This window comes from Methylobacterium hispanicum (genome assembly GCF_022179285.1).
GTDB lineage: Bacteria > Pseudomonadota > Alphaproteobacteria > Rhizobiales > Beijerinckiaceae > Methylobacterium > Methylobacterium hispanicum.
Map to the genome: position 1 here is coordinate 24,174 of NZ_BPQO01000015.1, position 14,836 is coordinate 39,009.

Here is a 14,836-nt window from a genome sequence, read left to right on the forward strand (position 1 = left end):
GCCGTTCGCGTTTTGGTCCAGGGAGGACCTATGCAGAACCCTCCGCACGCCGCTTCCAGAGCCGACGGGTCCGTCGGGTCCCAGGGTGCCGCCACCTCGATCTCGGCTCGCGCCATGGGGGCCTTGCGCCCCGACGCGGCCGCCTATCTCGACGGGCTGAACCCCGAGCAGCGCCGCGCCGTCGAGACCACGGAGGGGCCGGTTCTCGTGCTGGCGGGCGCGGGCACCGGCAAGACCCGGGTGCTCACCACCCGCATCGCCCACCTCATCGCGACCGGCCGGGCGCGCCCCTACGATATCCTGTCGGTGACCTTCACCAACAAGGCGGCACGGGAGATGAAGCACCGCATCGGCACGCTGATCGGGCCGGCGGGCGAGGGCATGCCCTGGCTCGGCACCTTCCACGCCATCGGCACCAAGATCTTGCGCCGCCACGCCGAGCTCGTCGGGCTGAAATCCGACTTCACGATCCTCGGCACCGACGACCAGCTCCGCCTGATGAAGCAGGTCATTCTCGACCAGAACGTGGACGAGAAGCGCTGGCCCGCGCGCGCGCTCGGCCACGCCATCGACGGCTGGAAGAACCGGGGCCTCTCCCCCGAGCAGGTGCCGGCGGGCGAGGGGCAGGCCTTCGCCTTCGGCAAGGGGATCGCGCTCTACACCGCCTACCAGGCCCGGCTCGCCACGCTCAACGCCGTCGATTTCGGCGACCTGCTGCTGCTCTGCCTCAAGCTCTGGCGCGAGAACCCGGACATCCTGCAGACCTACCAGAGCCGGTTCCGCTACATCCTGGTGGACGAGTACCAGGACACCAACGTCGCCCAGTACCTCTGGCTGCGGCTGCTGGCGCAGGGCCACCGCAACGTCGCCTGCGTGGGCGACGACGACCAGTCGATCTACGGCTGGCGCGGCGCCGAGGTCGACAACATCCTGCGCTTCGAGCACGACTTCCCGGGCGCCGTGGTGGTGCGGCTGGAACGCAACTACCGCTCGACCGGGCACATCCTCGCGGCCGCCTCGGGGCTCATCGCGAAGAACGAGGGGCGGCTCGGCAAGACGCTCCGCACCGACGACGAGCCGGGCGAGCGCGTCACCGTGACAGGCGCCTGGGATTCGGAGGAGGAGGCGCGCCAGATCGCCGAGGCGATCGAGCGGCTGCAGGGCAGGAAGCACCCGCTCTCCGAGATCGCCGTGCTGGTGCGCATTTCCGCCCAGATGCGCGAGATCGAGGACCGCTTCGTCCAGCTCGGCCTGCCCTACCGGGTGATCGGCGGCCCGCGCTTCTACGAGCGGGCCGAGATCCGCGACGCGCTGGCCTACCTGCGCGTCACCGCCAACCCGGCCGACGACCTCGCGTTCGAGCGCATCGTGAACACCCCGAAGCGGGGTTTGGGCGATGCCACGCTCCAGCAGCTCCACGCCTACGCCCGCGCCGAGCGGGTGCCGCTGCTCCTCGCGGCCCGCCGCCTCTGCGAGACCGACGAATTGAAGCCGCGCGTCCGCTCGACGCTGCGGGCACTGACCGAGAGCTTCTCGCGCTGGGCCCGCTCCGTCGAGAGCCAGCCCCATTCCGAGGTCGCCCAAACCATCCTGGAGGAGTCCGGCTACACCGAGATGTGGCAGAAGGACCGCTCGGCGGACGCGGCCGGGCGCCTGGAGAACCTGAAGGAGTTCGTCCGCTCCATGGAGGAGTTCCCGGATCTGGCGGGCTTCCTGGAGCACGTCTCGCTGGTGATGGAGGCGTCCGAGGCGGAAGGCGCCGAGCGCGTCTCGCTGATGACGCTCCACGCCGCCAAGGGGCTCGAGTTCGACACCGTGTTCCTGCCCGGCTGGGAGGACGGCCTGTTCCCGAACCAGCGGGCGCTCGACGAGAGCGGGCGCGCGGGGCTCGAGGAGGAGCGCCGCCTCGCCCATGTCGGGCTGACGCGCGCCCGCAAGCGCGCCAAGCTGTCCTTCGCGGTCAACCGCCGCATCCACGGGCTGTGGTCCTCGACCATCCCCTCGCGCTTCATCGACGAATTGCCCGAGAGCGCGGTCGACGTGGTGGAGGCCCCGGCGCATTTCTCGGCGGGCGCCTCGCGCTTCGACCGCAACCCGGCACCCTTCGGGTCCTCCTACGGCACGCCCGGCTGGCAGCGGGCGCAGGCCGCCACCGGCGGGCGCGGCTTCGGTGCTTCACCCGGCGGGCGCTCCGGCGGTCCCCGCCAGATCGAGGGCGAGCTGGTGGCGAAATCCACCGGCGGTTCCTCCGCCTTCCAGGGCGGTCAGCGCGTCTTCCACACCAAGTTCGGCCCCGGAACCGTCGCGGGCGTCGACGGCAACAAGCTCACGGTTGACTTCGACAAGGCCGGCCGGAAGATGGTGCTCGACAGCTTCCTCCAGCCGGGGTGAGCTGTCCCGCCGGTTCAGGCCCGGACTTTTCAGGGCGGCAAGGCCGGTCGGAATCGCCTCGCGGCGAGTCAGGATCGAGGGCGTGACGGATGCGGTGTCATCCTGTGTCCACCCCGCGGCGCCAGAGCGCCTGATCCGACGCCTCCCTCAGTATCGTCTCCGAAATGCAACGCCGGCGCTGAAGCTCGCGCGTCTGCGCCGGCTTGGTGCGGTCGTTGCTTGCCGGATTCGTGCCGGTTTGCACAGGCATCTGGGGCCAAGATGGAACCCACGAACATGGTCCATCATTGAGGTGCAAGAGGCAAAACAGGTCTGAATAAAAGGTATACGACGACAGCGCAGTGACAGTTCCAGATTGGCAAGTCCAGGTGGAGTGTTGATCGATGAAAAGACGGCGCGCACGACTCGAGCTGGTGGAAGATCGCGGTGCCCGGGTGCACCGGACCCGGTTCGACGAGGAACGTTGTTTAAGTCCGATCCAACCACTGACCGACCGGCAGGGCGAATATCTCGACGCCCTCGCCAAGCACGCGCAAGTCATCGTTCTGGGGCCCGCCGGGACGGGCAAGACCTTCATCGCCGGAACCCGAGCCGCCGACCAGCTCCGCCAGCGCCGCATCGCCAAGGTCGTGATCACGCGGCCGAACGTGCCCTCGGGCCGCTCGCTCGGCTTCTTCCCCGGCACGCTCGAGGAGAAGATCGCTCCCTGGGTGGCGCCGCTCACGGAGGCCATGAAGGAGCGGATGGGCCAGGCCGCCTTCGAGATCGCGCTGAAGGCCGGCGACATCGAGATCGTGCCCTTCGAGGTGATGCGCGGGCGCACCTTCAAGAACTGCCTCGTGATCCTCGACGAGGCGCAGAACACCACCACGGCCGAGATCAAGATGTTCCTCACCCGCATCGGCGACGATTGCCAGGTGATCATCAACGGCGACGTCTCGCAGACCGACCTGCGCGAGACCTCCGGCCTGCGCACCGTGATCCACCTCGTGAAGAGCCGGATGATGCCGATCCCGGTGGTTGAGTTCACCCGCGACGACATCGTCCGCTCCGGCATCTGCGCGGAGTGGGTGAAGGCTTTCGAGGAAACCAATCTCTGATTGAAGGGTTGGGCACGGCGGACCCCTGCGGAGGTCCGCCGTGCCCGCTCGGGCGCGAGAAACTGCTCCGAACCTCCCGAACGGGAGGATGAACCGGGTGCCGCGCCCGGACATTCGAGACCAGGAATCTCCCGTGAGGAAACTGACCTTCGCCTTCGCCGTCGCCGCCGCGATGGGTGCCGCTGCCCTTGCCGGCCCGGCCTCCGCGGCTCCCGGGATGCCCGCGGGCGTGAGCGCGCCCGACGCCGTCACCCATGTCCAGATGACGCCGATGGAGCGGCGCATGGAGCGTCGGGCGGTACGCCGTCACATCGAGCGTCGGATGGAGCGCCGCGCCATGCGTCGACACATGGAGCGCCGGATGATGCGGCGGCACATGATGCGCAACATGTAAGCAGCGCGCTCGCGCGTCGGATCGGGGCCCTTCGGGGCCCCGTTTCCATTCGGGGGCTGGCGGAGCGGCGCCTGTGGATGCAGGCAGATTGCCGCGGCCGCGCGGGATTCCCTTCACGGCCGCCCGCGTGACATGCACGCCGCATCTCTGGCTTTCCGGGAGACGACCATGCCCCCCTCCAACCGCCTGTTCGACGACTTCGCCCGGATGATGACCGATGCGGCCGGGGCCGCGCAGGGCGTGCGCCGGGAGGCCGAGACTGTGGTCCGCGCCCAGTTCGAGCGCCTGATCCGCGACATGGACATCGCCTCGCGCGAGGAGGTTGATGTGCTGCGCGACCTCGTGAGCACGCTGCGCACCCAGAACGATGCGCTGGCCGCCCGCGTCACGGCCCTCGAGGCGAAGCTCGGCGACAAGCCCGGAACGGCCTCCGCGGGCGCGAGCGAGGGCGTCTGAGCCGAGCGGCCGGGCGCTTCGGCTTTTGCACAGGGAAGCGGAGCTGCCGGTTCCGTTTCCTGTTCACCGGGCGGGCGGCCCGCTTTGTGTCGCGACTCCCGCCCGGTCTATAGTCGGTCAGGTTCTGATTCGCCCGAGCGCACCGATGACCGCCGACACGTGATCCTTCGCATCATCGCTCAAGACCCCGAATGGTCGAGCTTTACTGCGTTGGGGCGCGTTTGGACGCCCGGTTGCTTCACCAACACCATGCCACTGCGGCCAGACCCCGGCCGCCAGTCCGGATCGTCATGCCCCAGCTTCACGTCGACATCGAAGACCAGGACCGGATCGAGCACCCGCTCGACGTGGTCGAGCGCCTGGCCTCCCTGCGCGACTGGATCTTCGACCGGGCGGAGACGGACGAGATGTCCGTCACCAGCCCCGGGCGCTGGACGGACTACCATCTCGCCTTCACCTGGATCGAGGACATGGAGGCGCTGCACGTCGCCTGCGCGTTCGATCTCAAGGTGCCCGAGCGCCAGCGCGTCGAGGTGTTGCGGCTGATCGCGCTGGTCAACGAGCAGCTCTGGATCGGCCATTTCGACCTCTGGTCGAGCGACAACGTGGTGATGTTCCGCCACGCGCTGCTGCTCACGGGCGGCGTCATCCCCACCCATCCGCAATGCGCGACGCTGATGAAGTCGGCGGTCGATGCCTGCGAGCGCTACTATCAGGCCTTCCAGTTCGTGCTCTGGGCGGGCAAGACGGCCCGCGAGGCCCTCGACGCCGTGCTGTTCGAGACCGAGGGCGAGGCCTGAGGATTTTTCGATCACGATGACCGCCATCGGACGCCTGCCCGCCTCTCTCACCCTCGTCGGCGCCGGCAAGATGGGCGGGGCGATGCTCGCCGGCTGGCTCGAGGCCGGGCTCGACCCGCGCGCCGTCACGATCCTCGATCCGGCCCCCTCCGGTGCAATCGCCGCGCTCTGCGCGGAGCGCGGCATCGCGCTCAACCCGGCCGATCCCGCGCTGGCCGCGGTGATGGTGCTCGGCATCAAGCCGCAGGGCCTGGAGGCCGCGGCAGTCGCGCTGTCGCCGCTCGTCGGCCCCGGCACGCTCGTCCTGTCCATCCTGGCTGGCAAGACCATCGCGGACCTGAAGGCGCGCCTGCCCGGGGCGCGGGCCGTCGTGCGGGCGATGCCGAACCTGCCGGCGAGCGTCGGGCGGGGCGCGACCGGGGCGGTGGCGAGCGCCGAGGTTACGGCCGAGCAGCGCGCCGTCGCGGAGGCGCTGCTCTCTGCCGCGGGGCTCACCGAGTGGCTCGACGCGGAGGCGCAGATCGATGCGGTCACGGCCGTCTCGGGCTCGGGGCCGGCCTACGTCTTCCTGCTGGTCGAGGCGCTGGCCGAGGCCGGCGTGGCGGCAGGGCTCGCACCCGAGGTCGCGGCCCGGCTCGCCCGCGCGACCGTCACCGGCTCCGGCGCCCTGCTCGAAGCGAGCCCCGAGGATGCGGCGCAACTGCGCCGGAACGTCACCTCTCCCGGCGGCACCACGGCCGCCGCTCTCGATGTGCTGATGCGCGAGGACGGCCTCGGTCGCCTGATGGGCGAGGCCGTCGCGGCAGCCAAGCGCCGCGCGGGCGAGCTGTCGGGCTGATCCACGCGCCCTCCCTCCCCCTTCTGCGGGGGAGGGTGGCCCCTGCGTTAGCAGGGGTCGGGAGAGGGGAACCCGGCGAACGGAAAAGGTGGGGCCTTCATGCAGGGCACGGCTCAATCCTGAAGCTGGGGTCCCCTCACCCGTCACCCTTCGGGTGCCACCCTCCCCCGCAAAGGGGGGAGGGAGCGGCGCGCAGGCTGGCCCGGATCGGAGAGCCCCCGAAAACGCCCTCAGCTTCCGCCCGGGTCCGTCTCGTCGCGCTGCGTGGCGCCGCCCTTCGGGCCGGCGCCCGGGTGCCCGTCCGTCTTCTCGTTCGGGTCCTTCACCGCGTCCGGGGCGATGTTGGCGGGCTTGTCGTCGGACTTCTTCTCGTCGCTCATGCGCCCTCCTCGCGCTCGGGCTTGCTCAGGCCGCCGGCGACCTTGCGGTCGGCGTCGGGGCCCCGTGCGGGCTTCTGGTCGGAATGGCCGCCGGACGAGCCGCCGAGCGCCGGCGGGGATTGGCCGGCCGCGCCCGCCTCCCAGCCGGCGTTGCGCTCGGCGTCGCTGCGCCCGCCCGCATCCATGTCGGTGATCGCGGCCTGATCCCCGGTCTGGCGACCTCCGCCCGCCGGGCTCGAGCCGGGCGTGCCGACATCGTCGTCGGGCTTGCGGGTGACGGTCTCGGGTTCGCGCGGACTCATCAGCGCTTCCCGTCGTCCTGGCCGACCGCGGCGGTCGCCCGCTCGATCGCCTCCTCGGCGGCCCCCTTCGATCCCTCGCCGCGCAGGCGGGCGAGGTTCTCGGGAGGCGTCTCGGCCTCGGTCGCGTCGGTGGCGTCCTCACCCGGCGTGCCGGAGGCGATGCGGGCGGTCTCGGCCTGCCCTTGCGGGTCGCGCTTCAGATCGCCTTGCGTCCGCTGCGGCACGCCGAGGTCGCGGGGCGAATCCTGCCCGAGATCCTGGCCGTTGCGGTCGGCGTAGGCGTCGAAATCCTTGAGCGTCGGGCGCTCGCTGTTGCCTGCTGTCATGGCGGCTCCTCTCTGTCGCCTGACAACAGATGCCGCGCAGCGAGGTTGCGTCCGCGGCGGCAGGCCGCCGCGGACGCGTGTCGGCTCTAGCCGATGCCCTCGAACAGCGCCGAGGAGATGTAGCGCTCGGCGAAGGAGCAGGCGACGGTGACGATGCGCTTGCCCTTGAACTCGGGCCGGCTCGCCAACTCGAGCGCCGCCGCGACGTTGCCGCCCGTCGAGATGCCGCCCGGGATGCCCTCGAACTTGGCGAGGTCGCGCGCCGTGTCGAAGGCGGTCTGGTTCGAGACCTTCAGCACGCCGTCGAGGATGTCGGTGTGCAGGTTGCCGGGGATGAAGCCGGCGCCGATGCCCTGGATCTTGTGCGGGCCCGGCTGACCGCCGGAGATGACCGGGGAATCCTCCGGCTCGACCGCGAAGACCTTCAGGCCCGGGATGCGGGGCTTCAGCACCTCGCCGACGCCCGTCACGGTGCCGCCGGTGCCCACGCCCGCCACGAAGGCGTCGAGCTGGCCGTTGGTGTCGGCCCAGATCTCCTCGGCGGTGGTCTTGCGGTGGATCTCGGGGTTGGCCGGGTTGGAGAATTGCTGCGGCATCACGGCGCCGGGGATCGTGTTCAAGAGCTCTTCGGCCTTGGCGATCGCGCCCTTCATGCCCTGCGGGCCAGGGGTCAGCTCCAGCTGAGCGCCCAGGAAGGCCAGCATCTTGCGGCGCTCCAGCGACATCGTCTCGGGCATCACCAGGATCAGGCGGTAGCCGCGGGCGGCGGCCACGAAGGCCAGCGCGATGCCGGTGTTGCCCGAGGTCGGCTCGACCAGCGTGCCGCCGGGCTTGAGCTGGCCGGAGGCCTCCAGCGCGTCGATCATGTTGACGCCGATGCGGTCCTTCACGCTGGCGATCGGGTTGAAGAACTCGAGCTTGAGCAGGATCTCGGCCTCGACGCCGCGCTCCTTCGGCAGCCGGTTCAGGCGCACCAGGGGGGTGTTGCCGATCGTCTCGGTGATCGAGCCGTAGACCCGCCCGTGCCCGACCTGTCGTGTCCCGGTGGTCGTCTCTGCGCTGCCGGCCATTGCGATCTCCCTTTCGTCGAACCGTCTCGGACGCGGGCGCGCCGGATCTCGTCCCCGGGCTGCCCGCCGTGAGGGCAGGCGATATCGCGTCACCTCGCCTCGGGCAATCGGGCTAACTTGAGGATTCGACAAATCTTTTCCCTGCCGCGGCGAGATCTCGCGGTCAGGGGAAGAGTATCGCTGCGCGCGCGGTTGGACTTGGAAGTTCGTTCTCTTGTGCCCGGGTGGTCCCGGTTCGCACGCGGTCGCCGTCGATATGCGGCCGACAGGATCCGGAGGCCGTTGGGACACCGGGCGAGGAGGGGAGGTCCCTCCGCGCTGCGAAGGGCCGATCGGCCCCGGGAGGGGGCAATCGCCGCGGTAATCGCCTCAGGCGGCCAGGCGCGCCGCGAGCAGGATAAGCGTCGCCGCGAACGGGGCGGCGGCGGCGAGCCAGAGGGCGCCGGGATGCGAGCTGCGGGGCGCGACGAAGCGGGGATCGCGCGGCGCGCCCGCCCGCAGGGGAGCTTGGCCCCCGAGGCCGATCCTGCCAGCCGAGATCCTGCCAGCCATCTACGCCGCTCCACCCGTGGACAACGGGCGGGAGAAGGCGCCCCCACCGGTCAACGGGGGCTGAATCGGGCCGGGCGAGCCGGCCGCATGGTCAGCGAAGGGTTAAAGCGCCCGGTCGAAGCGCAGCTCGCCGTTCGGGCTCTTCAGGACGAGCTGCGAGCCGACCAGATCCCACTGGGCCGCGGTGCGCAGCGCCACGAAGAAGGCCTGCTCGGTGGCGGCCAGCCCCTTGTCGCAGGGCTTCTTGGTCAGCGCGAGCGGGCCGACCGCGAGGTGCTGGTCGCGCAGCGGGAAGGCGGTGGCCGCGAAGGTGTTGCAGCCGCCGTAGCCGCGGGCGCGGTACTGCTTGTCGATGATGAAGCTCGGCCGGTCACCGCCCGCGAAGGGCTTGCCGTTGATGCTCACCGCGGTCCAGGTCGAGTCGAGCGGAAAGATCTTCTCGGTCTGCTTCGTCGGGGGCACGTATTGCGGCTTCTTCTCCTCGCCGCCCGGCGTGCGGTTGGCGCGGCCGAAGCCGGAGATGTTCGGGCTCTGCGCCCCGGCCTCGATCGCCGTCGCCATGTCGGCGGCCAGAACCGCGCAGGCCAGCGCGGCGATCCGGATCGTTCTCATCGTTCACGCCCCTCTTGCTCGGCCGCCTGCCCGCCTGCATCGGCGGTACGGGCCGAGCCGCACGTGGTTTCGCCAAGTGGTTCGCCAAGCGGGCCGCGCGGGCCCGCCGCACGCCTTGCCTTGTCCGGGGATCGGACGCCGGCGGTGACCGGTTCGGATTCGGGACGTGCACCAGCGCCAATCCGATAGGATTTCAGCACAATTATGGTCAAGGCGCGCCGGAGCCGGGGCGGGGCGCCATCCCCCGGGATCGACGGGCCCGGATCCGTCCCCCTCTCGCGCTCTGCGGAACCGAACGCCGCCGCATCGGCGTTGTCCCGCGTGCAGGCACCCGGCACGGCGCCGGGATCGAGGCGGAGGACGAGCCGTGACGGGATCGGACGAGGGCGCTCAGAGCGGCGCGGTCGCGCGGGCGATGGCGCCCGAGCAGTCGCGCGCGGCCCGCGGGCTGCTCGGCTGGTCGGAGGCGGACCTCGCCCGCAAGGTCGGCCTCGACGAGCGGTTCGTGCGCGACTTCGAGGCGGGCTACGGCGATCCGCCGGCCGGGCAGATCGAGGCCCTGCGCAGCGCGCTGGCGTCCGCCGGGGCCGTCTTCACCGACCTGCCCACGCCGGGCGTGCGCCTCGACGCCAAGGGCCAGGGCGAGGGCACCCGGTTGCAGGATCTGACCACCGAGAACGATCGGTAGCGGGCCGCAGCGGGAATCGGCCCGCTCTCAGGCCGCATTCATCTGGCGGGCCGTACAGGACGGCGCATCTCGTCTCGAGGGTGCGCCATGCGTGTCGACGACTTCCTCTCCGCCGCCGATCGACTCCCCGTCGCGGATCTCGCGACCCTGGTGGGCGAGGGGGGGATCGTGGTGGTCGCGCCCCATCCCGATGACGAGAGCCTGGGCTGCGGCGGCCTGATCGCCGAGGCCCGTCGCCTCGGACGGCCCGTCCGCCTCGTCGTGGTCAGCGACGGCTGCGGCTCGCACACCCACTCGAAGCTCTATCCGCCGGAGCGCCTGCGCAGCCTGCGCGAGGACGAGACCCGGCGCGCCGTGGCCGAACTCGGCATGGCGCCCGGGGACGTGGCCTTCCTGCGCCTGCCCGACGCGCACGTGCCGAGCGCGGGGCCGGCCGCCCAGGCCGCCGCGGACGCGGTGGCGGCCGCCGCCCGTGCCTGCGGGGCGGGCGCGGTCTTCGTGACCTGGCGGCACGACCCGCACTGCGACCATCAGGCCTCGGCCGCGATCGTGGCGCTCGCCCGGCCTCAGCTCGGAGCGAGCCGCCTCTACGAGTACCCGGTCTGGGGCTGGACCCTGCCGCCCGAGACCGAGGTGGGCCCCGAGCCGCGGGGTTTCCGCCTCGACGTCTCCGCGCATCGGGACGCCAAGGTGCGGGCGGTCAACGCCCACGCCTCGCAGACCACCGACCTGATCTCCGACGATCCCGAAGGATTTCGCCTGGAGGCGCAGATGATCGAGCGGCTGTGCGGGCCGCACGAGCGCTTCGTCGCGGTCTGACGGCGGAGCGGATTCCATGCGCACCAGCGTCATCACCCTGAACAAGGGCCGCCGGGCCCACCTGCTGCGCCTGCTCGAAGGGCTCGGGCGCGGCGACCATCCGGCCGAGTGCGTGGTGGTCGAGATGGGCGGCGACGACGCGCCCCTGCCCGATCACGGCTTCCCGCTGCGGCGGGTCCTGCTCGACGGCGACGGCCTGCCGCTCGCCGCCGCCCGGAACGCGGGCCGGCGCGCGGCCTCGGGCGAGATCCTGGTCTTCCTCGACGTGGATTGCATCCCCTCGGCCGACCTCGTCGCGGGCCTCGGGGCCTGCGCGGCCGAGCACGACGCGCTGATCTGCTGCGCGATCTCGTACCTGCCGGCCGGCGCCGTGCGGGACGGCTGGCAGGCGGCGGATCTCGATGCGGCGGGGCAACTCCACCCGGTGCGCAGCTTCCCCCAATCGGGCGTCGTGCCGGCGCCGCAGCCCGGCCTGTTCTGGTCGCTGGCCTTCGCGGTACGGGCCGCGACCTACGACCGGCTCGGCGGATTCGACGAGGGCTTCGACGGCTACGGTGCCGAGGACACCGATCTCGCCTTCCGGGCGGCGGAGGCCGGGGTGCCGGTGCTGTTCGCTGCCGAGGGCCGTGCCTGGCACCAGCACCACCCGGCCTACGACCCGCCGGTGCAGCACGTCGCCGACATCGTGCGCAACGCCAACCGCTTCCACGCCCGACACGGCTTCTGGCCGATGGACGGCTGGCTCGACGCCTTCGCGGGGTTGGGGCTGGTGGCGGCGGATCGCAGCGAGGCGCTGGTTCTGCGCCGCCTGCCAAGCCCTGAGGAGATCGCCGCGGCGCGCCTGCCGGATTCGCGGCCGTTCTAGCGCGCATTCTCCCTCCTCCGCAGAGGGGGAGGGAGAGCGTCGGCGCTCACCCCGCCTGCGTCAGGGGCAGCTTCACCTTGACCATGCCGGCATCCTCCGGGTCCGGGTGCTGGCCGAAGCCCAACCGGCGGCAGACGGCGAGCATCGGGCGGTTCTCGGCGAGCACCGAGCCCTCGACGCGGGCGATGCCCTCCGAGCGCGCCCAGTCGATCATCAGCCGCATCAGCGCGTAGGCGAGTCCCGTGCCGCGGGCCTCCGTCCGGACCAGGATCGCGAACTCGCCGCTCTCGCCGTTTGCGTCGGCGTGGAGGCGCACGGCGCCGAGCATCCGGCGGCCCTCCTCGGTGGCCGACTCGTCGAGCGCCACGAAGGCGATGGCGCGGGCGTAGTCGAGCTGCGTCAACCGGGCCAGGAAGGCGTGGCTGAACTCGCGCACCGGCGCGAAGAAGCGCAGGCGCACGTCCTCCGGGTCGATCGTGGCGAAGAAGGCGCGGAACAGCGGCTCGTCCTCTGGCCGGACCGGGCGCACGTGGATGGCGCGGCCCTTCAGCGACATCGTCCTCATCCAGGCGGTGGGGTAGGGCCGGATGGCGAAGCGCGGATGGCCGCGCCCGACCCGGCGATCGGGATAGCCGCGCCCGATCCGCACCCGCGCGTCGAGGGCCACGACGCCGGTCTCGTCGGCCAAGAGCGGGTTGATGTCGAGCTCGCGCACCTGCGGCAGGTCGGCGGCGAGCTGGGCGAGCTTGACGAGCGTCAGGGCGATCGCCCGCGTGTCGGCGGCCGGCACGTCGCGGTAGGCCTCGAGGCGGCGCGCCACCCGGGTGCGCGAGATCAGGTCCTCGGCGAGCCCGAGATCGAGGGGCGGCAGGCCGAGCGCCCGGTCGTCGATCACCTCGACCGCGGTACCCCCGCGCCCGAACACCACGACGGGCCCGAAGGTCGGATCCTCGGCGAGCCCCGCGATCAGCTCGCGGCGGCGCCCCCGGCGCACCATCGGCTGCACCGCGAAGCCCGTGATGCGCGCCTCCGGCCGCTCGCGCCGAGCCCGGGCCAGGATCGCGCGCGCCGCGCCGCGCACGTCGGCCTCGCTCACGAGGTCGAGATGCACGCCGCCGATATCGGATTTGTGCACCACGTCCGGCGAGACGACCTTCAGGGCGACCGCGCCGCCCGCGGCGATCACCGGCCATGCGGCGGCGGCGGCCGCGTCGATGTCGGGGGCCAGCGTCAGCGGCACCGAGGCGATGTCGTAGGCCTCGAGCAGCTCCATCACCGAGATCGGGTCGAGCCAGGTCGCGCCCTGGCGCAGCGCGCGGGCGACGATGCCGCGGGCGGCCTGGGTGTCGGCGTGGAAGTCGCGCGGCAGCGAGTCCGGCGTGCGCATCAGGTCGTCCTGCGCCTCGCGGTAGCGCACGAGGTGGAGGAAGCCCTCGATCGCCTCGGAATCCGTCGTGAAGCGCGGGATGCCGGCCGCCGAGAGCGCGGCGCCCTCCGTCTCGTCCGCACCGAGGGAGACCGCGAAAACCGGCTTCTTCCGGGTCGTGCCGGCGCGCGCCTCCCGCACCGTCCCGGCGACCGCCTCCGCCACCGCGGCGGCGTTCGAGCGGGCGGTCGGCACGTGGATCGCCAGCACCGCGTCGTTCTCCCGGTCGGCGAGCAGCGGCTTCAGGGCCGCCGCGAAGGCCGGCCCGTCCGCGTCGATGCCGAGATCGATCGGGTTCTCGGGCGTGAGGCCGTCGGCGGGCGTCACGGCGGCGAGCGTCCCGCCGCGCTCGGCCAATCGGTCCGCGGCGAGCTCGCCGACGCCGCGCCCGTTGGTCAGGATGGCGAGCCGCCGGCCCGGGAAGGGCCGCTGGCGCCCGAGCGTCTCGACCGCCGAGAACATCTCGTCGAGGTCCTGCACGGCGAGCAGGCCCGCCCGGCGGAAGGCGGCGGCGTAGACGGCGTCGGGCTTGGCGAGCGCGCCCGTATGGGTCTCCGGGGCGTGGCCGCCGGAAGCGGTGCGGTCGGGCCGGTGGCGCCCGCTGCGGAGCACCACCACGGGCTTCGAGCGCGCCGCCGCGCGGGCGGCCGACATGAAGCGGCGGGCGTTGTCGATCTGGTCGAGGCAGAGCAGGATCGCCCGGGTGCGGTAGTCGCCAGCGAAATGGTCGAGGCAGTCGGCGACGTCCACGTCGCAGGCGCTGCCGAGCGCCAGCGCCGCCGAGAGGCCGATCCCGTGCCGGCTCGCCCACGCGACGATCGCGGCCGCGACCGTGCCCGAGGTGGAGACCAGCGCGAGGTCGCCCGCCTGCGGCATGTGGGCGAACAGGCTGACGTTGAGGCGGGCGGAGGGCACCACCAGCCCGGCGCTGTCGGGCCCGAGCAGGCGCAGGCCGTGGGCGCGGGCGATGGCCCGCGCGCGCGGGCCCGGATCGTCCGGGCCGGTGCCGAGATGCGCGGTGAGGATCGCGGCGGCGCGGGCCCCGATCCGGCCCGCATCCGCGACGATGTCCGGCACGGCGGCGGGGGGCGCGGCGATCACCACGAGGTCGGGCGCCTCGGCGAGGTCCGAGACCTGGGCGACGCACGGGTAGCCCGCCACACTCGCGTGGCTCGGGTTGACCGGTAGGACGCGGCCCGGAAAGCCGGCCGCCCGCAGGTTCTCCAGCACGGCGCGGCCGAGCGAACCCTCGCGCTCGCCCGCGCCCACCAGGGCGACGGTGCGCGGGTTCAGCAAGGCGTCGAACCGGTAGGTGCTCAAGGCCGCCGCTCCCGTCCGCGGGCCGAAACCCGCTTCCCGTGCCACCCGGACCGCGCACGCAACGCCGCCGAGGCCCTGTCCGTCGTCGCCCGCTCCGGCGGCCGGTCCGGTGGCCGCCCCGGCGCCCAATCCCCGTCATCGCCGGCACCGCCGGGTCTGTCGACGCCGGGTCCGTCGGCCCTGGGTGTTCGGCGCAGGGTTTCGGCCCGGGGATTTTGGCCGAGGTGGCGTTTCGCGTGCTGCACTTAGCCCATCGTTGCCCCCGATGCACGCCCGGTCCGCCGCCCGGAGCCGCAAGTGCCGGTGCGACACGGCGTCTGGTCCTGCCGTTCCTGCAACAACCGGGGTGTCTCTAGAGTACGGCCCAATTTTACCGGTTGCTTTGAAAGAGCCGAAACCATAGTACCCCGCGCCGGACAACCTTGAATGTGCCGCCGCTCTCGCGATCGCCGGCCGGCCGAGAGGCGAAGCGAGTGTTGTCTTCGAGGGGGAGGAAC

General features: G+C 72.1%; 16 protein-coding genes. 9 read left to right on the plus strand and 7 right to left on the minus strand.

What is annotated here, in order from left to right; translation table 11 throughout:
- Window positions 1-30 precede the first annotated feature (30 nt).
- The 6 genes from MFF56_RS17310 (at window position 31) to proC (ending at window position 5,979) form a co-directional block, all read left to right on the plus strand.
- Window positions 31-2,391 (plus strand): ATP-dependent helicase, encoded by a 2,361-nt coding sequence (locus tag MFF56_RS17310; protein ID WP_066924353.1) that lies wholly within the window; start codon window positions 31-33, stop codon window positions 2,389-2,391.
- A 383-nt stretch (window positions 2,392-2,774) separates the two neighbouring features.
- Window positions 2,775-3,491 (plus strand): PhoH family protein, encoded by a 717-nt coding sequence (locus MFF56_RS17315; protein ID WP_066924354.1) that lies wholly within the window; start codon window positions 2,775-2,777, stop codon window positions 3,489-3,491.
- 133 nt (window positions 3,492-3,624) lie between these two features.
- Entirely contained in the window at window positions 3,625-3,885 is a 261-nt protein-coding gene (locus MFF56_RS17320; protein ID WP_066924358.1) for a hypothetical protein, read from the plus strand.
- Window positions 3,886-4,053: 168 nt separating this feature from the next.
- Window positions 4,054-4,341: an accessory factor UbiK family protein gene (locus MFF56_RS17325; protein ID WP_066924355.1), complete on the plus strand. Its 288-nt coding sequence runs from the start codon at window positions 4,054-4,056 to the stop codon at window positions 4,339-4,341.
- Window positions 4,342-4,631: 290 nt separating this feature from the next.
- Entirely contained in the window at window positions 4,632-5,141 is a 510-nt protein-coding gene (locus MFF56_RS17330; RefSeq protein ID WP_066924356.1) for a type III secretion system chaperone family protein, read from the plus strand.
- Window positions 5,142-5,157: 16 nt separating this feature from the next.
- Complete coding sequence (gene proC, locus MFF56_RS17335; RefSeq protein WP_238230474.1) at window positions 5,158-5,979, plus strand: pyrroline-5-carboxylate reductase; 822 nt, start codon at window positions 5,158-5,160, stop codon at window positions 5,977-5,979.
- 230 nt (window positions 5,980-6,209) lie between these two features.
- Here the strand turns inward: proC and MFF56_RS17340 are convergent, their stop codons facing one another.
- From MFF56_RS17340 to MFF56_RS17365, 6 genes are all read right to left on the minus strand, one after another.
- Window positions 6,210-6,359, minus strand: coding sequence for a hypothetical protein (locus tag MFF56_RS17340; protein ID WP_197430451.1), 150 nt, complete (start codon window positions 6,357-6,359; stop codon window positions 6,210-6,212).
- On the minus strand, window positions 6,356-6,661 hold the full coding sequence (locus MFF56_RS17345; protein WP_066919176.1) for a hypothetical protein: 306 nt from the start codon (window positions 6,659-6,661) through the stop codon (window positions 6,356-6,358). Before MFF56_RS17345 ends, MFF56_RS17340 begins: the two co-directional genes overlap by 4 nt.
- Window positions 6,661-6,987 (minus strand): hypothetical protein, encoded by a 327-nt coding sequence (locus MFF56_RS17350; RefSeq protein ID WP_066919178.1) that lies wholly within the window; start codon window positions 6,985-6,987, stop codon window positions 6,661-6,663. Before MFF56_RS17350 ends, MFF56_RS17345 begins: the two co-directional genes overlap by 1 nt.
- Before the next feature lie 86 nt (window positions 6,988-7,073).
- Complete coding sequence (gene cysK / locus MFF56_RS17355) at window positions 7,074-8,057, minus strand: cysteine synthase A (protein WP_066919180.1); 984 nt, start codon at window positions 8,055-8,057, stop codon at window positions 7,074-7,076.
- 369 nt (window positions 8,058-8,426) lie between these two features.
- Window positions 8,427-8,609, minus strand: a complete 183-nt coding sequence (locus tag MFF56_RS17360; protein WP_066919181.1) for a hypothetical protein — start codon at window positions 8,607-8,609, stop codon at window positions 8,427-8,429.
- Window positions 8,610-8,711: 102 nt separating this feature from the next.
- Window positions 8,712-9,221, minus strand: a complete 510-nt coding sequence (locus tag MFF56_RS17365; protein ID WP_066919182.1) for an META domain-containing protein — start codon at window positions 9,219-9,221, stop codon at window positions 8,712-8,714.
- 367 nt (window positions 9,222-9,588) lie between these two features.
- Between MFF56_RS17365 and MFF56_RS17370 the strand changes: the two genes are divergently transcribed.
- The 3 genes from MFF56_RS17370 to MFF56_RS17380 all read left to right on the plus strand — a co-directional run bounded on the left by MFF56_RS17370 (window position 9,589) and on the right by MFF56_RS17380 (window position 11,593).
- Window positions 9,589-9,909 (plus strand): helix-turn-helix domain-containing protein, encoded by a 321-nt coding sequence (locus MFF56_RS17370; protein ID WP_238230477.1) that lies wholly within the window; start codon window positions 9,589-9,591, stop codon window positions 9,907-9,909.
- An 87-nt stretch (window positions 9,910-9,996) separates the two neighbouring features.
- Window positions 9,997-10,728 carry a PIG-L deacetylase family protein gene (locus tag MFF56_RS17375; RefSeq protein ID WP_066919562.1) on the plus strand — a complete coding sequence of 244 codons (732 nt, stop codon included), beginning with the start codon at window positions 9,997-9,999 and terminating at the stop codon, window positions 10,726-10,728.
- A gap of 16 nt (window positions 10,729-10,744) precedes the next feature.
- Window positions 10,745-11,593, plus strand: coding sequence for a galactosyltransferase-related protein (locus MFF56_RS17380; RefSeq protein ID WP_066919564.1), 849 nt, complete (start codon window positions 10,745-10,747; stop codon window positions 11,591-11,593).
- A gap of 46 nt (window positions 11,594-11,639) precedes the next feature.
- Here the strand turns inward: MFF56_RS17380 and MFF56_RS17385 are convergent, their stop codons facing one another.
- A complete protein-coding gene (locus MFF56_RS17385; protein ID WP_238230479.1) occupies window positions 11,640-14,339 on the minus strand; it encodes a bifunctional acetate--CoA ligase family protein/GNAT family N-acetyltransferase in 2,700 nt (899 codons plus the stop codon).
- Window positions 14,340-14,836 lie beyond the last annotated feature (497 nt).